Origin of the sequence: Bacteroides clarus YIT 12056 (assembly GCF_900129655.1) — a bacterium.
GTDB classification, from domain to species: Bacteria; Bacteroidota; Bacteroidia; order Bacteroidales; family Bacteroidaceae; genus Bacteroides; species Bacteroides clarus.
This window is the reverse complement of the sequence record NZ_FQWK01000003.1, coordinates 456799-479509: the sequence shown is the minus strand read 5'-3', so window position 1 is coordinate 479509 and position 22711 is coordinate 456799. Positions and strand designations below refer to the sequence as shown.

At 42.0% G+C, this 22711-nt stretch carries 23 protein-coding genes and 2 pseudogenes; 12 read left to right on the top strand and 13 right to left on the bottom strand.

Annotation, left to right across the window (positions count from 1 at the left end):
- Positions 1-8: 8 nt before the first annotated feature.
- The 3 genes and pseudogenes from BUB52_RS15850 to BUB52_RS06820 form a co-directional block, all read right to left on the bottom strand.
- Positions 9-132 (bottom strand): annotated as a pseudogene (locus BUB52_RS15850) (transcriptional regulator); the annotation flags it as partial.
- 478 nt (positions 133-610) lie between these two features.
- Positions 611-4540 carry a hypothetical protein gene (locus tag BUB52_RS06825; protein WP_009121346.1) on the bottom strand — a complete coding sequence of 1310 codons (3930 nt, stop codon included), beginning with the start codon at positions 4538-4540 and terminating at the stop codon, positions 611-613.
- Entirely contained in the window at positions 4537-5568 is a 1032-nt protein-coding gene (locus BUB52_RS06820; RefSeq protein ID WP_009121347.1) for a ComEC/Rec2 family competence protein, read from the bottom strand. The genes BUB52_RS06825 and BUB52_RS06820 overlap by 4 nt, the downstream gene beginning before the upstream one ends.
- A 162-nt stretch (positions 5569-5730) precedes the next feature.
- On the opposite strand from BUB52_RS06820, the pseudogene BUB52_RS15845 reads away from it, so the two are divergent.
- Positions 5731-5853 (top strand): annotated as a pseudogene (locus BUB52_RS15845) (metallophosphoesterase); the annotation flags it as partial.
- 410 nt (positions 5854-6263) lie between these two features.
- The gene (locus BUB52_RS06815; RefSeq protein WP_004326370.1) at positions 6264-6569 is read left to right on the top strand and encodes a helix-turn-helix domain-containing protein; all 306 of its coding nucleotides are present in this window, start codon (positions 6264-6266) and stop codon (positions 6567-6569) included.
- A 54-nt stretch (positions 6570-6623) separates the two neighbouring features.
- Here BUB52_RS06815 and BUB52_RS06810 read toward each other — a convergent pair whose 3' ends face one another.
- From BUB52_RS06810 to BUB52_RS06765, 10 genes are all read right to left on the bottom strand, one after another.
- Entirely contained in the window at positions 6624-7406 is a 783-nt protein-coding gene (locus BUB52_RS06810) for a PRTRC system ThiF family protein (protein WP_009121349.1), read from the bottom strand.
- On the bottom strand, positions 7403-8104 hold the full coding sequence (locus tag BUB52_RS06805; RefSeq protein ID WP_009121350.1) for a prokaryotic E2 ligase family D protein: 702 nt from the start codon (positions 8102-8104) through the stop codon (positions 7403-7405). The genes BUB52_RS06810 and BUB52_RS06805 overlap by 4 nt, the downstream gene beginning before the upstream one ends.
- Before the next feature lie 5 nt (positions 8105-8109).
- Positions 8110-9219, bottom strand: coding sequence for a hypothetical protein (locus BUB52_RS06800; RefSeq protein ID WP_009121351.1), 1110 nt, complete (start codon positions 9217-9219; stop codon positions 8110-8112).
- A 36-nt stretch (positions 9220-9255) separates the two neighbouring features.
- A complete protein-coding gene (locus tag BUB52_RS06795) occupies positions 9256-9477 on the bottom strand; it encodes a PRTRC system protein C (protein ID WP_004326366.1) in 222 nt (73 codons plus the stop codon).
- Between the two features lie 44 nt (positions 9478-9521).
- Positions 9522-10583: a PRTRC system protein E gene (locus BUB52_RS06790; RefSeq protein ID WP_009121352.1), complete on the bottom strand. Its 1062-nt coding sequence runs from the start codon at positions 10581-10583 to the stop codon at positions 9522-9524.
- Positions 10584-10601: 18 nt separating this feature from the next.
- A complete protein-coding gene (locus BUB52_RS06785; RefSeq protein WP_039950479.1) occupies positions 10602-10811 on the bottom strand; it encodes a hypothetical protein in 210 nt (69 codons plus the stop codon).
- A gap of 18 nt (positions 10812-10829) precedes the next feature.
- Complete coding sequence (locus BUB52_RS06780; protein ID WP_009121353.1) at positions 10830-11045, bottom strand: hypothetical protein; 216 nt, start codon at positions 11043-11045, stop codon at positions 10830-10832.
- Between the two features lie 291 nt (positions 11046-11336).
- Positions 11337-13106, bottom strand: coding sequence for a DNA topoisomerase (locus BUB52_RS06775; protein ID WP_009121355.1), 1770 nt, complete (start codon positions 13104-13106; stop codon positions 11337-11339).
- A gap of 76 nt (positions 13107-13182) precedes the next feature.
- Positions 13183-13443, bottom strand: a complete 261-nt coding sequence (locus BUB52_RS06770; RefSeq protein ID WP_004326355.1) for a DUF4099 domain-containing protein — start codon at positions 13441-13443, stop codon at positions 13183-13185.
- Positions 13444-13496: 53 nt separating this feature from the next.
- The gene (locus tag BUB52_RS06765) at positions 13497-15314 is read right to left on the bottom strand and encodes a DUF3945 domain-containing protein (protein WP_009121356.1); all 1818 of its coding nucleotides are present in this window, start codon (positions 15312-15314) and stop codon (positions 13497-13499) included.
- Between the two features lie 621 nt (positions 15315-15935).
- Between BUB52_RS06765 and BUB52_RS06755 the strand changes: the two genes are divergently transcribed.
- The 10 genes from BUB52_RS06755 to BUB52_RS06710 all read left to right on the top strand — a co-directional run bounded on the left by BUB52_RS06755 (position 15936) and on the right by BUB52_RS06710 (position 22664).
- Complete coding sequence (locus tag BUB52_RS06755; protein WP_009121358.1) at positions 15936-16262, top strand: ArsR/SmtB family transcription factor; 327 nt, start codon at positions 15936-15938, stop codon at positions 16260-16262.
- 63 nt (positions 16263-16325) lie between these two features.
- On the top strand, positions 16326-16766 hold the full coding sequence (locus BUB52_RS06750; protein WP_005776839.1) for a nitrophenyl compound nitroreductase subunit ArsF family protein: 441 nt from the start codon (positions 16326-16328) through the stop codon (positions 16764-16766).
- Between the two features lie 11 nt (positions 16767-16777).
- Positions 16778-17485 (top strand): aromatic aminobenezylarsenical efflux permease ArsG family transporter, encoded by a 708-nt coding sequence (locus BUB52_RS06745; RefSeq protein ID WP_004326348.1) that lies wholly within the window; start codon positions 16778-16780, stop codon positions 17483-17485.
- A gap of 34 nt (positions 17486-17519) precedes the next feature.
- Positions 17520-17753, top strand: a complete 234-nt coding sequence (locus tag BUB52_RS06740) for a thioredoxin family protein (protein ID WP_004326347.1) — start codon at positions 17520-17522, stop codon at positions 17751-17753.
- Between the two features lie 105 nt (positions 17754-17858).
- Complete coding sequence (locus tag BUB52_RS06735) at positions 17859-18827, top strand: permease (RefSeq protein WP_009121359.1); 969 nt, start codon at positions 17859-17861, stop codon at positions 18825-18827.
- Positions 18828-18834: 7 nt separating this feature from the next.
- A complete protein-coding gene (locus BUB52_RS06730) occupies positions 18835-19848 on the top strand; it encodes a hypothetical protein (RefSeq protein ID WP_009121360.1) in 1014 nt (337 codons plus the stop codon).
- Positions 19849-19864: 16 nt separating this feature from the next.
- Positions 19865-20326 carry a TlpA family protein disulfide reductase gene (locus tag BUB52_RS06725; RefSeq protein ID WP_073212627.1) on the top strand — a complete coding sequence of 154 codons (462 nt, stop codon included), beginning with the start codon at positions 19865-19867 and terminating at the stop codon, positions 20324-20326.
- A gap of 34 nt (positions 20327-20360) precedes the next feature.
- On the top strand, positions 20361-20816 hold the full coding sequence (locus tag BUB52_RS06720) for an arsenate reductase ArsC (RefSeq protein ID WP_039950482.1): 456 nt from the start codon (positions 20361-20363) through the stop codon (positions 20814-20816).
- A gap of 11 nt (positions 20817-20827) precedes the next feature.
- Positions 20828-21871 (top strand): ACR3 family arsenite efflux transporter, encoded by a 1044-nt coding sequence (gene arsB / locus BUB52_RS06715; RefSeq protein ID WP_009121363.1) that lies wholly within the window; start codon positions 20828-20830, stop codon positions 21869-21871.
- Between the two features lie 25 nt (positions 21872-21896).
- Positions 21897-22664: a hypothetical protein gene (locus BUB52_RS06710; protein WP_009121364.1), complete on the top strand. Its 768-nt coding sequence runs from the start codon at positions 21897-21899 to the stop codon at positions 22662-22664.
- The last annotated feature ends 47 nt before the right edge of the window (positions 22665-22711 follow it).

Sequence of the window (22711 nt, the reverse complement as noted above, 5' to 3'; positions counted from 1 at the left end):
TTTGGTTACCTTCGATTACATACATAAGAGTTTACAATATAGAAGTTTCTCATCAAGTTTTTCAGCAAGATATGCCTGCTTGATACCTTTTTCTTCAAACATATATTTTCTTCGGTTCATGGGCTTATTTATTGTTAGACTCTTTGTTGTTTTACAAAGATATAAAACATGGTATAATAAAAAGATAGAAAGGAGAGGAAAATACTCACTTTAATAAAGAAATACATTATACTTAAATCACTTCAATGATACCCATTATTATTTATCTGAAAGTTATTTTATGGATAAGTTTTAAATCAAGGAACTGATATGTTTGTAGTCGTTATATTCGATGCTGGGGTATTTGTTTCCATAGCTGGAATACTTCTCAAAGAAATTAGCAAAGCTATTCAGTTTTTCTCACTGATATCATTTGAAGTTGTTTACACAATAATCACGCTTTAAATGTGGTAGTTCCAATGTTACAACTATGTTCTTAGAGCATATTTGAGCAATGAAAAAGCGCTCATAAAGAGCGCCAAGTTAATTGAGGTTTAATGATCATGCTTGTCCAACTGCACAACAGTAATGAATTAGATACAGACTGCATGGTATTATTGTTTGGTTAGTTTTATATTTCGTATCTTATATGCATAAAATCTTCTTTATTTTTCTCTATGTCAAGCAATTTCTTTTCGTCATTAATACATTTTTGTGCCCATTCTCGTACCTCTTGCTTTGAATGATTCAACAGATATTCAAAGCACTTGATATTTCTCTCATAATATGGTGATATGTTACCAGTCCATGAAAACGAACCTAAATTGGACGAGATATTATCTCTCACATCTCTCTGTTCTCCAAAATTATCCAAAAGCCATATAATCCACTTGTTAAACATATTTACTTCATTGTCAAAACAAGGAACCATGGACGCAATCCTTGCAGGAGCAGATTCTGGATTATCTAAACAAAGCTGCTTAATCAATCCTTCTTCTGCATCAAACAGTGGGCCTTTTCCAAAACTAAATCCTGAACCCAATTCATCCTTCACCTGATAATAGAATAAAAAGGTATCAGCTCCCAAGAATGCTTTAACGAATTCTGGCCATACATCATCAAAATAACTCTTTAATAATTCTGTAAAAATACCTTTTGTGCTTAGATGTACCATTTGAGTACTATACACTTCAATGAACTTGCTGTTCACCTGCTTGGCAAATTCAGAATCATGCCATAATCGCAAAGTCTCTATAAGAATACGACTATAATCATGTAATACATATCCAGTATCACCATTGATTTGATACTTAAGCAACGCATCTTTCACAATGGCGATAGCTTCAGGGTGCTCGTCTTTCCTCATTGTAAAACGTTCTGCTACTACATATGCAATCAAATTATTAGGACGATCAGGGAAACTATCTTTCAGTGTCTTTAACATCAATAAATAATGTTCATATCTATCCGACTTGAAGAAATTAAGATAAACTGGTAAATAGTCCATTTCTAGAACTTGTTTTTTTTGTTCTGAGAAAAGTTTGTAAAAATGACTTAGTTCTTCATTTTCTGTAACTGCCATTAAAGATACATATAAGAGCTCTTGTCTTTTATTTCTCAATCTTTCCAAAAACTTCAACAGAGGTTTCCTATACTTTGAATATGAAGACAGATTACCTAAGAATGGGCTATAAAATTCAATAGACTTTGTTGTTAATATTCTAAAAATGGTATCAAAAAGAATTTCTAATTGTTCATCTGATACTGTTGTTACTAATGTTCTTACAAAACCTATTGGAATATACTCATTATCTTCAAGAAGTGTATTTACTTCTTCCTCATTGGCATAAGTTTTCTTGTCAATAAACTCTGAAGCCAACTGAGCAAATAGTTTCTCTGATAATTCCATTTGTTCTTTGTCCCCTAAATGGTATTGTCCCCGCATTTTATATCTAGCCTCGTCAAGCTGAGTCTTAAAAGTCTCACTTCTCATTTTCGTCATAAGTTCCGAAAGCCCTAATGCTTCTCCATCTATTCCAAAGGCATATACTGTTTCAGATAAGGCTTTATAACCTTTATCCCAGTGGTAATTCTTTATTTCGGCTATTTTCTCCAAAAGCGGCACAAGGACATTCTTTTGTCCTCCTCGTATCCAGTTGTAAATATTCTTCTCTACTATTTCTGCTAGAAGGTCTGCTAATTGGGGCTTTTTGTTTAGCCATTCCAGCAATAAATCTCTGCATCCGTACCAATATTCAAATATATCAGACCAAGTTTTTGGTGTATAGTCTTTTCTGTTTTCAAAACCAAACTTTTCTGCTCCACCAACCCTGAGAAATCCACCGTTTTGTAATGCAGCTTCAAAACATCGTATTACCAACGGTATATATTCTCCTCCTTTATTTACGAGTTCTTTCAAAGTATTCAAACGTTCTCTCAAATCCACCTCTGTCCCAGCAAGATTTATATGGAAGAGTTGTATCAATTGTTCGGTAGCACTATTGCCAATATCCTCATTTTCAGCAACAGCTAACTGGGCCATCATCACTACACCATCATGGTAACTTTCGTGGGCAAAACATAGACGTTCAAGAGCCCAAACTAGATTCCGTCTTTCTGTTCCATTGACATGCTCTCTTAACCAAGTTATCTCCTTATGTTCAAAAACCTTCCTAAAGTTTGAAGCTATTGCAGCTGGGTTCACAGTGCTCATTGCGAGGAAAAGCTTAGAACCCAGTCCAGAACATAGATTCTCCTCGTCGAAAAAAGGGTGATTGATATCGGAATTGACTAGTTGCTCAACCATCATAAAAGCTTCCTTGTTTCCAGACATCTGTTGTATATGTTTACAGAAACCTTCACTGATAGCAATCTGTACCAAAGGTGGCTGTTTCTTGATATCTTCAATAAGTTCCTTAAAATGTACCTGAGTGTTGCATACATTTTTAAACCATTCCGCTGTCAGCCAGACAGCCAGAGGGAAAGGCCTTACATAAAGCCACATACCTTGTACATCTATTAATGTCGGGCAATATTTTCGTACTAATCCTGCTGCGATACTTCTACGTTCTTCATACTCCATTCCATTAAGCGGTGTTACATGATTGTTCTTTAGCAAGTATTCAAACCCTTCATGTGTTGCTTCTTTATAAGGAAATGGCAGACAGAGTGACAATGTTTGCCAAACTTTTTTCTCCTCCTTTTCTGAACCAGTTGTCAGGTTTAGCAGTTTGGGCATCAGATGTGTAACAGCCTCTGGGCCAGCAATCTTGTTTTTTTTATATGCCTTAACTAGCTCTATTGCCATCTGGGGATATCCACTTGCTAACTTCTTGATCACCAGAATATCATTCTTATTTTGCTCGTTTTCTTCAAGTTCCTCACTAATATATAGTCCTATTCTTTCCTCCATTTCTTGAGGTTTAAGCCTAATTACAGGAAAAGACATGCGTTCAAGTTCTTCATTGAAATAGTCATGATGGACTAAAATTAATCGAAAAAGGTCATTGTATTGATCCCTAATACTGATAACTTCTGTTATAAGATCCATCGGACAGTCATCCACAATGACGATTCCGTCATTTCCTAGATTCTGTTTAAATATTAGCTTTAACTCTCCTGTCAGCTGTTCTCGGTGGGCATTATACTTTGCATAGTATCTGTTCTGTTCACGTTCTGTCCCCTTAAAAGCTTCATAAATAAGTTTTGACTTACCCATCCCAGATAATGCCGTTAATATTAGTGTTGGAGTATCGTCGTCCCTAAGTTGGTCTATAATTTCCTTAGTTCTATCGTTCTCTATAAAAAATCCAGTCTGATTAAGTTCATAACCAGATCTATCTAAGGAATTCAACATTTGTCTGCTATCGATGCCACAGGCTACAGCCGGATCGGCAACGAACTCATAACAACGTTCATCAACAATGGAATTTAGAAGTCCGCTTGAGATAAAATTGGATGAAGGTTTACAAACGAACTCATTGTTATTACCATCATATCTTCCCACTTCCAACATATAGGCAGCCATATATAATACTTTATTCGTATCTTGATAGAATATGCCTCCACCTGAAACTCCTTCAAAATTTCTTGCCGGCTCAAGACTCTGAACCCTAAGTTGAATATTGTCTATCGCCCAAATTTCTGCTCCTCGGTTTTCAAAAGTATAGTGTTTAGGACTATCTTCGTTTTTATGAAAGCCACAAAGTTCTGCAGGACCACTGACGTTTGTTGTCAACAACCGAACCTGATCAAGTCCTGAAGTTGGCATATTGCCAGGATTTACGACATGTAATATAGCGGCATCATCTTTTCTGTTGTAGTAACTCACTTTATCTACAGACAATTTTATTGTTCTGCTATTTCTCATAAATGAGATTGCTATCTTGTCTTTGGCAAAATGACTATCATGTGTCTCATTCTCTACTACATGTGCAGCTGTAAGAACATAGATGTTTTCTCCGACAGAAACGATAGTACCTGAACCTTCGTTACCATTAGAACACACTATCTTTACTGTCACCTTTTTCAAATCTTTTATATTTGCTTTTGTTAGATTCATAGTTCTGTGATATTATCATGTATTTCAAAATTCCATTCCTTACATTCACCGGCGTTTAAAAAAGGAGCTCCATTTGCTTCTATTAGTTCCTTTTTATGATTAAAATATAAATGTACCTTTCTATCTTTGTTCCTTTTCTCATGGCATAAAATATGAGCTATGGTTATCCTGTCTGGATGATTGGAACGGCAATTACCTCCATTGGTTGATATAATAAATTTATCACATCGAATAATGTCTAGTAAGCTGTTACTCGTATTATTTCTACTTCCATGATGTGATACCTTAACAAAGTCAACAACCAGTGGGTTATCTTCGGAATAACCTTTTTCTCTAAGGTATCTTTCTACGTTTTGAGGATAGCAATCCCCTAACATCAATATACTCAAATCGTCACACTTTAGGATTAAGGCTATACTAGATGCATTGGCAAGTTCAGCATCTTTATTCAAATCTGGCTCTTTGGGTATATATTCAGTTAGTTCAGTAATAGATTTCTTTAGGTTGTCTATATTCATTTGAGATGCCTTCAATAACTGTTGTCCCTCTTCTTCTTGTTTTTTTATAACCATTCTCCTTATGGTCTCTGGTGGAGATACAACTTCTATGCTGGCGAAAGGCAGATTCGTTTTGAATCCTTCAGACAGATCATCACGCCATATTATTTCATGTTTTTCTTTCAATTCATTCAACTTAACCGATAGCGTCACACCTTGCTTAGCATTTGTGCTCTTATTCTCTGCCATTTCCACGTAACCAGCACAGTTTGCCCATACCTCTTTTGCTAGAGCAACATTATCATCTAAACAAGTGCCAACCAATTGTAGAATTCCTCCAATATGGTCATCATCATAATGAGTCAACACCATAAGATCAGGAGTACCTAATTCTTTTAACTTTTTTTGAAGTATATGTCCGCACCCCATAGGTCCACCATCAATAACAACAAGTCCATGTGCATCTCCTTGGGTGCACTCAATAATGAATGCATCACCATGTCTTACAGGAAGAAAATAAATCTTACTCATTTGTATCGCAGTATTTTTTCAGCTATGGATAATAATCTTACATACAAATTTAAGCTATTAGTATAATATACATACTTTAAGAAGTAGAAAAAGTGATATTGTTAAGACAATTTTGGTTTCACTTTTTTATATAGAGTTAGGCATTTGAAGCAGAATGCCCTACATACTAATATAGACTCTAAGATTGGAGGTACTAAATTACTGTCCAATCAGATGGGATATATTTTCCAAAACGAGCATTTAGAGAATGGATTTGATTCTGGTAAATATATTGAAATAGGATGAAAATTTAACTACTAATCCATTATTAAACTGTTTTCAGTAAAAAGTCAGGCTTTATATTTCATACTTTGATGCATGAAATATAAAGCCTATTTTGTAAAGTATATTAAAGCTAAATGAATAGGAGGGGTATATAAAGCTATTAGTAAACCTCTTTTATAAGATTAGTTCTAAAGTATAATAAGTAGTCGTTATAGAAATGTAAACTTGGTAATAGACATGCTTTAAATAGTTTACACTATCGGTTTACAGCAGGAAATCAAGATGTTAATTTATATAACTGATTAACAGCTATATACAAAATGCTCTGCCCTTCTTTTTCTGTTTGGCATGTTATTCTCACTATTATGAGTATATACTCTTAGAGTGCGCACGAAAAGAGTATCGATTTATTCACTTATAATATTGGAATTATGTCATATATAGATAATGAGATACTCGAAAGACTGATAGGAACCATGGTAGAGGGATTTGCCCGCATTGAAAAGAAACTGGATCAGATGAACCGTCTGAAAGAATGTATGAATGGGGATAAACTGCTTGATAATGTGGATCTGGCAGAACTCCTTGGTGTGTCACAAAGAACTCTGGCACGTTACAGGCAAGAGGGCAAGATTAAATATTATTCGGTTGAAAAGAACGGGAAATCATTCTATCTCGCCTCAGAGATACAGAGTTTCCTGCTCCAGCGAGGTAAGAACGTAGTAAATAATAAGTAGCAAATAGAATAAGTGACCGTATTCTGATGGAAAGATGATACGGTCACTTATGCATTATACCGGGATTGCGGTCACTTTCAATGTCTCCAGATTGACATAGGCACCGCGATACAGTGTCTTTCCTTCCTTGAACATTTTCCAGAGCAAATCACATCCGATATGTGCCAGTGTGGAGTTAATGAACAAATCCTGTTTTTCCAGGGCTTCCGCCAGAGAACAGCTTGGTCCTGATTCTTTTTCCTTGATTTTCGCATAGTCCACTTCCTCGGTGATGACATTCATTTTAGGCATGGGAATATATTCTTGTGAAGAAGGTTGGAGAACTTTCTCACGTACCGTCCCGATGATGACCTGTCCTTTTGTCTGGCTGTTCCCGAAATCCATCCAGTATATGGGAGCCGAATGGTCACTGAAGTTTTCTTTGCGGACTTTCTTCAGGAACTTCCAAAGCGTAAGACGTGAACGTATATTGTCCGTACAGGTTATGATGATATTTGCTGTGCTATCTTCAGAAAAATTCCTGGTAGGAAAACATTGCGGTTCGGCAGTCCATGCGTATCCGAAGAAACGGTTGATGCGTGTGACTAGTGATACGGCTTTGTTCTGTCCCAGTTCCGTCTCACTGAAAAGCTGACGTCCTATATTGGCCTGGTTTACTGTGTCGGGATCGAATACGGTGACATGCAGTCCGGGATGCCCCAATGCCTGAAGTGCCATGCTCATACGTGCCAGATTGGTTATCACTTGTGAGCCGGTACCTCCGGCTCCGATGACAAACACCGTTACCGGATGACGCGGATTGAGCAGGTAGCGGTCGGTAAAATGTATCTTTTTCATGGAAGTATGTCTTTAAGTTTTTTATTCATGGGCTTGAGTTCGTTCATGTCGAACGGATTGTTTCTTATGTTCTCGGTGACGATGACAAGATTTGAAACGGTAGGATTCACATTTCCTCCCAGATGAGAGAATTCAGTCAGCCAGAACCGTTTTTCCCAGTAATCCAGCAGGGAAAGGAAAGTCGGGTTCTGTGGCTTTTCCAGAAAACTGCTGCCAAGGCAGACACTTGATCCGGTCACGTTGAAGAACGGGGCACGGAACAGCGGAGTCGTCTCCACCGGACGTTTTCCCTTGAAGGCGAATACGTCCATGCTTCCGTTTTTTACATGGTAGACAATTCCCGGCAAATTGAACATGCCGTCCTGTATATTGAGATCCTTGTGAAAGAACATCTGTCTCTTTCCGGGCGGATTGTACCAGATATATTCTTCCTGTCCTTTTCTCGGATTGCAGGCCAGCATGTTTTCGGGGATTCTGCCTGCCGGTATCCCGCTCATTTCCTCCGTATAGGATTCCAGCAGGGTATTCATGAATTCGTATGTGACGGGGATACCTGCCCCCATCTGTCCGCTTTTCCCGATGGGACGCAATTCTATGAAGTACCTGGTGTCAGAATTTCTTCTGTCTTCATACTTGTAGGCTATGATAGCAGCTTTCGGCACCATCATTTTCTGTATGTTTTGGGTTAGTTCATTCATGATGTTTATAAATTATAGGTAACATGTTCTACAAATTTCTCAAACCATTTTGAGAACCGTTCCGGATAATTCTCTGGTCTGAACAGTTTTTCAGTTTCCGGTGTGATGAAGGTAAATGATACGGGAGTCTGGTTATATGTTTCCTGACAGTCAGTACTGAAACAGCTTTCCATGTCTTTGGTAACCGTATCCGTAATGGAATAGGTAAGCAGAATCTGATATTCGAGCGGTGGCGGTTCGAAATCCCTTTCCTTTTCGCTTGCATAGTCATAATCATAATTCAAGATATGAGGACTGTTTTTTGCAATCAGGGACATCCCTTCAGTAATCAGTTCCAAAAGTCTTTTTTCCTTATTGCTGGAAGGATTACAGTTGCGGATATGTTCTTCCAGATTCCTACAGAAAGCCTTGGAGTGCATCCGGCACAGTTTCCTGTGGATTCTCCCTTTCTCATATGACCTGAAAAGCTTTTCCTTTCTGTACAAATCCTTTTTCTCTTCCTCATCGAGCTGTTCAAAGTCCACATAATCGATACAGACTTCCGACATCTCAAAATAAGGGGTATCGGTTATATCCATCACCCTGTGATATTTGATGAACTGTCTGATGAACTCCAGTGTAATCCTTTTGATTTCACCTTTCAGCCTTTCTGTAAAATCTATCGGTATCAGGAACAGGGTGTAATCAGGCCATTCATGGAAATGATAGATACAGAACTGGAGCCTGTCACCGACAAGTTCCAGATTTACATGATGAGATACTATGGAATCCAGCGCATTATATAGCAGGCATATTTTTTCTCTTATGGAAGTCCTGCCTGTAGGATGGTATGGCAGCTCCACATCCAGGAGCTGCGCATACTTCATGGCTGAACGGTACAGGAAATCAAGATTCTCTTTGGTGGTGACATTTACCGTTACATCCCTGTCATTCTCCACATACAGGTCGGGAGCAATGGAAGGTATTCTCGTGTTCAGAAAACCATGAGGCTTTCTGCGGGAGGGAGTCTTCTTTTCTTTCTGTTCCTGATGCCCCGGCTTATGTCCGTATTTTCGAGTTCCGATATGATGAGTCTGGCCAAATTTTCCAAAGCCCGTTCCGTAAGTTGTGTACATGGTTTCTTGTCTTTACGTTGTCCTTTTTTCATGTTCTTACCCTTTTACTCCGATAGTGGTCTTGAATTCATATACCGCCCGGTCGTCTTCGATTTCCGGTCCGTGTACGGTCGCGGTGGTCAGTTCCGGATAGTTCATTGAATAGAAGTCCATCACTTCAGCCGGAGACATGTTTACGTTCGGATCGTCCAGTACAATTTCCTGACTGTTCTTCTTCATCTTGAATACTCTTTTCATTCCTTTAATTTCCAGTGCCATATTGTTTATAGTTTATTGGTTTTACAAATCGTTTATTGTGTATATCAGCAGTATACCATTTCTACCTGTGCCTCGTCCTTCATCCGATACTCTGCCGGAAAATCAGGATATTCCGCATACGGGTCCTCTCTTAGAAGCTCCCTGTCATTCTCGTCTTCCGGATCGAAGCAGAATGTATCATGGGCTGCCGGTGCAGTCTGGTATTCCCGTCCGTTTCCGTTCTGTACCTGTGCTGTTCCGTTCGGTATATGGTCGTTTGTCGGCTGCCGTACCTGTTGTTGTGGATAAGGAGCCGTCTCAGGCTGGTAAGCCGGCTGCTGCGGATAGGGCTGCATTGTAGCTCCTTGTGGCATACCTGTTCCTTGCATTACGGGGCGGTTTGGAGCAGGTTGGATATATGCTCCGTTCATTCCATATACCGGTTGAGGCATTCCCTGTGGAATCTGTTGTGGAGCAGACTGCATGACAGGTTCAGGATTCATAGTATGGGTCTGCTGCTCCGGGAATATGCTTGTTTGCATACCGGGCTGTGGCTGACCGTTCATGCTGCCTTGTGGTTGGGGAATTACCGGCGCCGGTTCCTCTGTCATACCGAACAGACTTCCTTCGCAGGCCTGTTTCTGTACTTCCTGCATCTTTTCGTCAATCTCCTTCTGTTTTTCTGAAGGAGCAAGCACCCGTGCCTGTTTCAGCCATGTCATTGCTTCGGAGAACCTTTTTGCGGCAGTTGCTTCATCAGCCTTCTTGAGGAGTTTTTCCATCTTTTCCCGTTTTTCCTTGGCTTCCTTTGATTCGGCCGGTATTGTTGGAGCCTTGGATGATTTGGCCTGTGATGTAGCCTTTTCTGCCTGTTTCTCGAAATTTTCCGCATTGACAAGCAGCCCCTGTACCTTCTGTATTGGTTGTAGTATCGTCTGCAGGAAGCCCATATCCAGTTCTGCCGGTGTTCCGTTTACGACCAGTGGCACCATGTTTTGCCGCGTATCCTCTTTCAGGCTGTTCCGCCTTGGCATGACTGCTACGCTCAGGCTGTTGTCCACTTTACGGATATTGATATTCAGATCCGTACCTGCTGTAATCATCTGATAAATTGATTGAAAAAACATAATTGAAAAATTTTATGGTTATACATAAGTTTCCTTGAAGAATTCTTTCAGGACATCCTCCCTGTCCGGTCTGCTTGCAATATCACGCAGCGATTCCAGATAGTAGCCGATGTTTTTAGGCTCATCAACTGTATTGGGCAGACGTCTTTTGACCGGTCTGATATGTTCACTCTGTGGCCATACAGCCGGCATGACAGGAGCGGAAGATATACATGTACTTGTTTTCATATCTGTAGGTTTTATTGGTTAGAAAAACAGGAGTCCGACAATGAAAAAGATAAATGCTATCCTGACAATCAGTAGAAGAGCTCTGAAAAGAAATCCTATGATTCCTCCGGTGAGCAGGAGCATTGCAATAATACCTGTAGGCATGATACCTTTGTCTGTCAGCATAAGTATTCCGATAACCAGTACCAGGGTTATCGCATGCTTGCTGATACTTTCGATAATCTGTAGTTTCATAATCCTTAATTTTATGAATGAATAATCCCATCGGGATGTGTTTTCCCGATTTTATAGGCCTCCGGCCTCTTGAATTGCCTTTTTGCGCAAGGCCTGGCAGGAAAAAATACCGGAGCGTAGCGAGGATGATTTTTTCCTGTCCAGCCAAGCCCTTCAGGGCAGCCTTGCGGCAAAAGGCAGGCAATCCAAGACCTTTGCCGCTTAAAAGCGGAAAAACAGAATCTTTTCTGTACGGATACAAAAAATGCAGACCTTCCGGCCTGCATTCTCTTGGTTGATTAGGTATAGATGTTATTCTTCTTTTGTGGAATAGGTGTTGAAAATGTCATCAGTCATTTCCTTGGCGAGAGTCCTGATCTTGTTCAGGAAGTCCTGTCCGGTTATCATTCCGCTTTCAAGTCCGGCCAGCTGTTTTTCCCAGTCTGCGGTGAGTGAAGTATCCGCAATTTTCTTTCCACGGATGGTTTCGTAGGTGAACATGCCTTTCGGGGTCGGAACGATATATTTCCCTGAATAACGGATATACTTACGGTTAACCAGTGTACGGATGATATTGGTACGTGAGGATACCGTACCCAGTCTGTTCTGTTCCATGTATTCCACCAGTTCTGCATCCGTGAACGGATTTACCGGCAGCTGTTTCTTGTGTACCATGTTGCATCCGCATACATTCAGGGTATCACCTTTCTCCATTTTTGGGAGTTCTTTGACGGAATACCCCGATGTCGGGATCATGTCGGAACACATGAACACATCATGCCAGCCGGCTTCAATGATTCTTGTTTGTTCGACCTTGAAATGCTGTGCGGCACAGACCGCTTCAACATTTGTCGTTTCTATGCGGCATGGAGCCATGAATGCTTCGAGCATCCTTCCGGCTACAAGTCTGTAAACCTGCATTTCCTTTTCGGACATATTTCCGGGACGGATACCTGTAATGATGATGGCATGATGTACATTGGCTTTTTCTGCACTTATTACGTGGCGGGACAAACTGGATATGTCAATACCTCCAGTTCCTTTAGCGGCAGGGAACAGCTCCCATGATAGCAGACGTGCCATGATTGGTGAAAGCGAGTCAAACACATCCTCCGTCAGATAACGGCTGGAAGTCCTTGGGTAGGAAATCAGTTTCTTTTCATAAAGGGACTGTGCGATGTCATACACCTCTGATGCGGTATAACCATAGCGGATGTTCGCTTCCTTCTGAAGTTGTGTCAGGTCAAGCAGATCCGGTGGAAGTATTTCCTTAACGCTGTGACTGATACCTGTGATCTGTGCCTGATGTGCCAGTTTGCAGTCCTGGAAAAACATTGTTGCGGATTCTTTGTCGGGAAGATCCTGTGTGCGGCGCATCTTGAAGAGGATGCCGTCCTTTTGCAGGCTGATGTAGATGGGCCAGCTGTCCGATGAAATATGGTTTTCCCTTTCACGGTAGCGTCTGCTGATGGCAGCCAGTACCGGTGTCTGCACCCGTCCAAGGGAATTGTTGCCGAGGCCCGTCGCCTTGCACATGGCATAGCTGGCGTTGATTCCGAGAATCCAGTCCGCCTTGTTGCGGCTGTCGGCAGCAAGGAACAGGCTGTTGTAGCAACTGTCCGGCTTCAGGTTTTCCATGCCTTTACGCACAGACTCGTCGGTAAGGGATGAAATCCACAGACGGAAACAGGGCTGTGTACAGTTCAGGTATTGATATACATAGCGGAATGTCATTTCCCCGTCACGGCTGGCATCGGTAGCCGCAATGATGGTGTCACATGCCTGAAACACTCTCTCGATTACTTTAAGCTGGAGCACGGCATCAATGTCCGGTATCCATCCGTTCTCGGTGCGTGTATGACGTACCATCAGCTCAAATTCGGACGGGATGAAAGGAAAGTCATTCCGTTCCAGCTTCTGGGTTCCGTAGTCCTTCGGCATGGCCAGTGACAGCATGTTCCCGAAAGTCCACGTAACCATGTAGCCGTTTCCTTCCACATATCCGTTTCTTACTCTGGTTGCACCGATGATTCTTCCGATTTCTTTTCCTACACTTGGTTTGTCTGTTAATATGGCAATCATGATAAATTCTGTTTTTTATATCTTTCCATACGGTAAGTCCGTATGGAAAGAGAGATGATACATTATGGATTCTTATTTATTCACCTGAAGGGTTGATACCGTTTATGCTGATGACCGGATTTCCATTCTCGTCTTCAATCAGACTGAGTGTGGCATCCATTGTAAGTGAAAATACAGGAGTCTTGATTTTAATGGACATGACATTGGTTTCCTCTCCCTGAAGGAGCAGGTCCATGTTTCCGTCCTTTTCAATTTGCGATCTGCTGATACCTACCGATTCCAGTTTCTCCCAGTCGATTTGTTCAGCCTTGTAGATATGATGATTGGTCTTGTTCATGTTCTTTCCTTTTTTAGTAATTGATGATTTGAATGATTTGAATCCCGTTCAGGTCAGACAGCCTGTTTTGCTCCCTTCTTCTGTTCCTGCTGCTGGGTATTGTCAGTCTGTGAAGCACGCTGTGAGGTATTGCGGCGCACATCCGGATTTTCCTGGAAATATTGCAGCTGTCCGGTGTTTGCGTTTACTTTCAGATAGGAATCAAACGGTTTGCCGTTGGGACCTTTCATACCCGTTACAAGGATGGCCTTTCCGTCCTGAAGATTTGCTCTTTCCTGTGCCGAAAGCAGGTGTCCGTAAACCTCAGCCGGGATGGTAGGTGCCTGTCGTTCGTTGAAACCGTCCGGAGTTCTGGAATACTGTGGTCTTCCACTTGCCAGGTCCAGCTTGACGAATGACGAGAATTCCTCACCTTTACGGTTGATCATGTTCTCAAGATAGATGGGCTGCCCTTTGCGTAAAGCTTCTTTATCTTCCGGTGTGAGCTGTACCGAACAGATTTCCTTCGGTATGTAGATTTCTCCCGTTTCCGGATTGTGGCGTGTATATTGGAGCCCGCCTGTTACCTTATCCATGGTAACGAAGGAGGAAAACAGTTCGCCGTTCTTTCGCTTCATATCCTCTACAAGGATGGTATGTCCTTCATTCAACGCTTTGAGCTGCATGGGGGAAAGCGGTACCCCGCCGAGCGTCTGCTGATTGAAGGCCTGGTCTTTCGGGAAGATAAATTCGATGCCTCTTCTTTCTGCACTGTATTGCAGATTGGCATTAAACTCTTTACCCTGATTGGATTTCATTCCCTCTACGAATATCTGTTCTCCGTTTTTCAGTTTCTGAATTTCGTCCGGAGTCAGGGTTACCCCTTTGATTTCATTCGGGATATAGACATGCTCCTGTCGGACGGCTACCAGTTCGTTGGTATTCTTGTCGATGGAAATCAAACACGGCTCAGTTGTGTTACCACGCAGGTTAAGGTCAGCCACGCGTCCCATGTTTCCACTTTCACGCAGGTTCTTCTTGTCCTCTTCCGTGAAGATATGTCCGAAATAAGGACGGTCCAGTTCCGGTTCCTTTCTGATACCGTGGATGCCCAGCATGACCTGCCCGCCGTTGGATATGAATGAAAGGCGTGCGTCCAGCTTGGCAGTCAGTACCCCAGGAATGTTGAGTGTCAGCGGCATTGTCCTGTTGGTCTTGTATCCTTTCAGCATGCCGTCAAGCTGTCCGGACTGCTCCAGCATTTCCTTGGATATGCCGAACTTACCCAGTTCCTCCCAGTTAATCATATTCTCGTTGTAGCGGTACGTGGGTGTCTGCTGGCGTTGCGGTTCCTGCTGTTCGCGCCCCTGTGTGGCAGCTTCCACCTGTGATACCTGTTCAGGCTGAGCCTGCGTTGTCTGTTCCTGCTTCTTTGCCATTGTTGTTTCCTCCTCTTTTGTTTGACTGTTTTTCTGATTGTTTGCCTTCGGTACGATTTCATAGCGTTTCAGAAACTCCTTTACCGCGTCTGTATTCTTACCTTCGGCCAAATCCTTGAGAGCCTGTTTGTTCTGCTTGTAATCATTGAAGGTCATACGGATAAGCCTGAAATGCGTAGGCTCCTTCAGCTGGCTCCAAAAATTCTTGATAAAGTTTTCGAGAATACTCGAATTCTTGTCGAATTTCAGGAATGAGTTCTCATTCTTCTCCTCCGGTGTAACCGTCTGATAATTACCTTTCTCGTCTGCCTTGCTGACCACTCCCAAACCCTCCTTGGGGTCGTTCTTGTTATGTACCAGCAAAAGCTCGTCAATTTGTTCCACATAAGGCTTTTCCGGTTTCTTTGTCCGGCCTTGCCTTTTTTCCTTGTCAGGACTGTTTTCTTGTGCCATAATCTTTTGTTTTGAGTGATTACTTGATTTGTTTCACAGTCCAAATGTAAAGTGATAAATTGAATAAATGATTGATTTATAAATAGATGGCATTAGATGTCATCAGATGTCATACCTGAGATAGGAAAGAATGTAGAAACAGTAGAAAAAAGAATGAAAAGAAGTAGGAAGAGTTGGAATAAAAGCATAGCAAAGCCACCGGACTATGCAGATCGGAGGGAGTTGAAATCCCTGTCTTATTTCGGAATTTGATAAGCAGACTATGTTTTGTTATTTGGGAAGATGCATTTTCACAGTATTTATGAGGCCATATATGGAATATAAGGATAGCCGCCTTTGATTTACGGCTATGCGTCACGTCGGTCGCAGTTAATCCCTGTAATCTTTTCTTTAATTCTAATCCGTTTGCCGCCGCATTCTTTTTCAGGTGAATTTTCATGGCGTAAGCCATAAGGAAAATTCTCCTGAAAAAAGGAATAAATGCGGCTGGCAAATCAGGATTGGGATTTATATTTGATGGAAGGGATAACAAGTGTTTAAAAGATTAAAATATGATAATTCATTTGATTTATTGAAACATATTCGTACTTTTGCGAACAACAAACAGAAAGAGGGATAGAAATGATAAAAAAGAAGTATACAGAGGAGCAGGAGAAGTTAGCCCGTTTTGCAAAAGCGATGGGACATCCGGCACGTATAGCCATACTCCAGTTCCTGGCATCTCAGGAATGTTGCTTTTTCGGTGATATTCATGAGGAACTTCCCATTGCAAAGGCTACGGTATCTCAGCATCTGAAGGAGTTGAAAGAAGCCGGACTTATCCAAGGGGAGATAGAAACACCGAAAGTAAAATACTGTATCAACAAGGAAAACTGGGAAACAGCAAAAAAGATGTTTGCAGATTTTCTTGGCCAACCTATATGTAAGAAAGAGGGCTGCTGCAAGTAAGCTCTTTTTTTTGACAAGAAAGTTCGTCGTTTTGCGAATAACTAACAATAAAAATAGAAAGACATGAAAAAGATTTTATTCTTAATTGCTGTATGTTTCGCCTTTATCTCTTGCAACATGAACGCAAAGAACGGAACTGAAGCACAGACTCAAAAAGAAGTGACAGTAAAAGACCATGTAGAAGTATTGTATTTTCATGGAAAGCAGCGTTGCGCAACCTGTATGGCTATCGAAAGCAACACAAAAGCTGCGATGGAAGAAAGTTTTGCCGAGCAGATTAAAAAAGGTGAGGTTGTTTTTAAGGTAATAGACATCAGCAAGAAAGAAAATGAGAAGATAGCTGAAAAGTATGAGGTTACCTGGTCATCACTGTTTATCGTTAAGTATAAGAACGGACAGGAGACATACGAGAATATGACAGAATTTGCTTTCGGAAACGCCCGTAAGTCACCGGATGTATTCAAGGCAGGTGTAGTGAAATCTGTAAATGAAATGTTGAAATAATATATAGGGCTATGGATTGGTTACAGACATTGCTGGATAACAGCTCTACTCCCGTTCTTACGGCATTCTTACTCGGACTGCTGACCGCACTATCACCTTGTCCGCTTGCAACAAATATAGCGGCCATCGGATTTATCGGAAAAGACATTGAAAACAGGAAACGCATTTTCCGGAACGGTCTGCTTTATACGTTGGGACGTGTCCTTTCATACACCCTGCTCGGAGTGGTACTGATTATGATTCTGAAAGAAGGTTCCAGCATGTTCGGTATTCAGAAGACTATCGGGACATGGGGTGAACTCGTTCTTGGTCCGCTTCTGCTTGTAATAGGCCTGTTCATGCTCTTTGGTGACAAACTTAATCTTCCGAAATTCGGGTTTAACGGAAATGCGGAAGGTCTCGCCAGAAAAGGCGGATGGGGTGCCCTGATGATTGGAATACTCTTTGCCCTGGCTTTCTGTCCGACAAGCGGAGTTTTCTATTTCGGTATGCTTATACCGATGTCTGCAACGGCTACAGCCGGTTATCTGCTGCCGGTGGTATTCGCTATTGCCACAGCTTTGCCTGTACTTGCCGTTGCATGGATTCTTGCTTTCAGTGTACAGCAGATGGGAAGTTTCTACGGCAAGATGCAGAAGGTGCAGAAATGGATGAACCTTATTGTAGGTGTGGTATTCATCATCATCGGCATCTATTATTGCTGGATAATGTATCTGTAAAACAGATTTGATAACAAATAAAATATTTACGAATATGGAAATTAAAGTATTAGGTCCGGGTTGTGCCAAATGTAAATCAACCTATAATGTAATTGAGAAGGTTTTGAAAGAAAATAACATCGATGCAAAACTGACCAAGGTGGACGACATCATGGAAATGATGAACTACAACATCATGACTACGCCTGCCGTTGTCATTGACGAAGTAGTGAAGATGAAAGGACAGGTGCCGACAGAAAGTGATGTAAAGAAACTTCTTGGTATCTGATAGGGAGAATTATTTAACCATAAGCGGCAGATACAACCGTTATGGCATCTGCCGCTTTTTTAACAGGAACAATGTTCGTATTTAGACGAATAAAAAATATACATTATGATTCAGGAATTTGCAGACTGGCTTGTTTACGGCCTTTTCGGACTGAGTGCCGACACTCCGATAGGAGTTGCCGTAAACTTCTTCTTTTATGATACCATAAAGATTTTAATCCTTTTGTTCTTCATCAGTGTATTGATGGGAATTATCAATGCCTATTTCCCGATAGAGCGTCTGAGAAACTATCTGGTTACACACAAGATGTACGGTTTGCAGTACTTATTGGCATCACTTTTCGGAGCTATCACTCCGTTCTGCTCATGTTCATCCATACCTTTGTTCATCGGATTTGTCAAAGGCGGCATTCCTTTGGGTGTCACCTTCGCTTTCCTTATTACATCGCCTTTGGTGAATGAGGTAGCTGTGGCCATGTTCCTCGGTTCTTTCGGTCTGAAAGTGACACTTATCTACGTAATCAGCGGTATTCTGTTGGGAGTGATAGGAGGTTTTGTACTCGGACGTATGCGTCTGGCTCCTTATCTGAGTGACTGGGTAAAGCAGATACAGGCCAATTCGTCTGCCCAGGCCGGTGAATGGGAAAAAGATCATACCACTTTTATCAAACGACTTCCGACCATTGTACGTGATGCATGGAAGATTGTCAGCGGTGTGCTTATATACATTCTGATTGGTATCGGTATCGGTGCTTTCATGCACGGATTTGTACCTGAAGGATTCTTTGAACAATATATGTCTAAGGACAACTGGTATGCGGTACCTCTATCTGTTATACTTGCCGTACCGATGTATGCCAATGCAGCAGGTATCGTGCCGATAATTGAGGTATTTGTGGCAAAAGGTATTCCTATGGGAACCGCGATAGCCTTCATGATGGCTGTAGTCGGCCTTTCATTGCCGGAAGCAACCTTGCTGAAGAAAGTAATGACATGGAGACTGATTGGCATATTCTTCGGAACGGTTGCATTTTTCATCATTTTGTCCGGCTATCTGTTTAATTATATACTGTAAAGGACTGATGATGATTGGATATCAATTAAAGAAATGGTGGCCTGCGGTTATGCTGGCTGCCATTTCTCTCCAGCCCGCAGTGGCACAGGAAAGTGAAAAGGCATTTTCAGGGAAACCAGTGCTTACGCTTTTCTCCAATTACAAGGCCGGGCTGGGACACAAGAATGAAAACAGCGGATTCAACCTTGACCGTGCGTTTGTCGGTTATGAAGGGTTCTTTGCCAAAGGTTTTTCCGCAAAGATTCTCATGAATGTGGAAACGGTGGCTGATGAAAACGGGAATACAAAGTTCAACGGATATCTGAAGAACGCACAGATAGACTGGAAAGGAAACGGATTTTTCGTGTCTGCCGGACTGGTAAACCTGAAGCAGTTTTCAGAGCAGGAGAACTTCTGGGGCCACAGATACATATTCAAGTCCTTTCAGGAAGAATACGGTATAGTCTTCTGTGAAGATATAGGTATTGTGGCAGGCTATGAGTTCTCGCCGCTTATATCGGCAGATCTGGCATTGACAAATGGTGAAGGACGAAAGTTCAAGAACATGGACAACAAGTACAAGTACGGTGCCGGCATCACATTGGAACCGGCAAAAGGATTCATGTTCAGGATATACGGTGACATATACAACACACCGGAGTATCTGAAAACGGATGCAGGCGTTCAGAAAGACCAGTATTCGGTAGCGGCTTTTGCCGGATACAGCAACAGTAGGTTTTCACTTGGAGCTGAATATAACCGGGCATTCAACTATAAGTTCTCATCCGGAACAGACGTGAACGGTTATTCAGTTTACACGACCGTAAATATAGCACGCAAAATGCATCTGTTCGGACGTTTTGACCTTCTGGATGCAGCAGGTGCAAAGATAGGTAATGTCATTGAAGGACACACGATTATCGGTGGTTTTGAATATTCTCCCATCAGACAGGTAAGAATCTCACCGAACTATCAGAGCTGGAAAGCCAGGAACGGAAGACGCGAGAATTATCTTCTCCTGAGTGTGGAATGTAAGATATGATAAAATGGAAACGCTTATGAAATATTTGTTGATGTCCGCAGCAATGCTGCTGCTTGTTACAGGATGCAAGCCAGGAAATGGGAAAAACCGGGAGGAGGTCTGTGAAACGGACATGACAAGGGCAGGTCAGGAAATAAAGAATGATTCTGTGGCCAACATAGCAGACAGCATACGGCTTTATTTCACTTATCCTCTGCCTGACGGAACGGAATACGGTTATACATTCCTGGAGTTCGGAGCCGTCGGATGTGCGCCCTGCAAGAAGATGGAAAAGGAAATGGAAACCATTCGGAAAGATTTCGAAGGAAAGGTAAATGTACGTTTCATCAACCTTTCAAAGAAATGGAACAAAGACTGGGCCGAACATTTTGAGATACACACCATACCGACACAGGTCATTCTCAACAGTCAGGGAAAGGAAATATACCGGCATGTCGGATATATACCTGCTGACGAATTGAAAAAGGTATTCAAGTAAAATATTAAGTCAAACCAATAAAAAAACAGAATAAATGAAAGTATTGATTCTTTGTACAGGAAACAGCTGCCGAAGTCAGATGGCTCACGGCTTCTTACAGTCATTCGACAAAAATTTAGAAGTATATTCAGGTGGAACCGAACCGGCAGCCCAGGTAAATGCCAAGGCGGTGGAAGTGATGAAGGAAGCAGGAATAGACATCAGTTCTCATGTACCTACACACGTAAACACTTACCTCGATCAGGAATGGGATTATGTAATAACCGTTTGCGGTGGTGCCAATGAAAGCTGTCCTGCCTTTATAGGAAAGGTCGGCAAACGTATGCACATCGGCTTTGATGATCCGTCACATGCTACAGGTACACCGGAATTCATCGATTCGGAGTTCCGCCGTGTTCGTGACGAAATCAGAAATGCTTTTGCCCGTTTCTACATTACAGAAATCAGAAAGGAAGAATTGCCGAAATGCTCTTGCGGCGGTAACTGCTAAGAAATAGGAATATGGAGAAAGAAAAAAAAGGAATAGGTTTTTTTGAGCGATATCTGACAGTGTGGGTGGCTATCTGCATTGTTGTGGGAATAGTCATAGGGCAATGGTTTCCTGCCATACCCGAAACACTCGGTAAGTTTGAATATGCGAATGTATCCATACCGGTAGCAATTCTTATATGGCTGATGATTTATCCCATGATGATGAAGGTGGATTTTCAGAGTATCAAGAATGTGGGCAGAAAGCCGAAAGGCGTATTCATAACCTGTGTGGTCAACTGGCTGATTAAGCCTTTTACAATGTTCGGTATAGCGTGGATATTCTTTTATGTGATATTCAAACAATGGATACCAGAAGCACTTGCAGGAGAATATCTGGCCGGAGCAGTTCTGTTGGGTGCCGCACCCTGTACGGCGATGGTGTTTGTATGGAGTTACCTTACCAAAGGCGATGCTGCTTATACGCTGGTACAGGTAGCGGTGAATGACTTGCTTATTCTGGTGGCTTTTGCTCCGATAGTGGCATTTCTTCTCGGTGTTGGCGGAATAACCATACCCTGGGACACGCTTACGCTTTCTGTGGTTCTGTTTGTAGTCATCCCTCTTACAGGTGGTGTAATCACACGCCGCACTGTAATATCGAAAAAGGGAGAAGACTATTTCAACAATGTATTCGTGAAGAAGTTCGACAATGCGACTATCATAGGGCTGCTTCTGACACTGGTTATCCTGTTTTCATTTCAGGGAGAGACCATCCTTGCCAATCCGTTGCATATTCTGTTGATTGCCGTACCTTTGATCATACAGACATTCTTCATATTCTTCCTTGCATACGGATGGTCAAAGGCTTCAGGATTGCCTCATAATGTAGCTGCCCCGGCAGGAATGATTGGCGCGAGCAATTTCTTTGAACTTGCCGTGGCGGTTGCAATTTCGCTTTTCGGTCTTCAGTCCGGAGCGGCACTTGCGACAGTAGTCGGTGTGTTGGTAGAAGTGCCTGTCATGCTCTCGCTTGTTAAGATAGCCAACAACACCAGGAAATATTTTAAACAATAAAAACCTATAAACAATCTACAGCAACATGAAAAGGAATTTAATGCTGGTTGCCGTTACAATGCTATTGGCTGCCACATCTTGTACGGCAAGCGGCAACGGAGCTAATGAAAAGACTGTAACATCAAGTGTAAAGGATCAGCTTGAAAAGGCAAAAGACGAAAGAAAAACTGTTTTTATGATTGTGACAGACAGTGCCACGAATGCGTCAAGGCTTGACAGCATCGTAGGCTCTGTCATCACAGAAAAGAGTAACGTGACGGCTGTTACCATGAATATGGATGAGAAGGCAAATGCAGAACTTGTGAAAGAATACCGTCTGAACGGTGCTCCCACGCCGCTGGTACTTGTCATGTCAGACAGAGGACTGCTGATGGGCGGGATGCTTGAAAACCAGGTAAGCAGGGAAAGCCTTGAAGAAGCCATACCAACCCCGAAGTTCAGTGATATAAGTTATGCACTCAGTAAAGGAACTCCCGTCATAGCCCTTGTGTCAAACAGCAAGTTTGAAAGTGATGCTAAGGCTGAAAATATATGTAAGTCAGCAAAAGACAGCATGTCTGGCAAGGTGGAAGTTATCAGAATCGACACAGAGGATTCAGCTGAAAGCAAACTCATCACCATGCTTAATATTAAGGGAAAGCTGAAAGACAGCTACATCGTGGCAATCAACGCACAGGGCATCATGTCTGGCAGATTTGAGAATGTACCTGATGTGGTCGAGCTTGTGGAAGCTGCACAGAAAATTGTCCAGACAGGATGTGCTCCGGGAGGATGCGGACCGACCTGTAACTGATTCTTTTAAATAACGGTAATACTTGTGTGTTCTGACCCTGTTCTGAT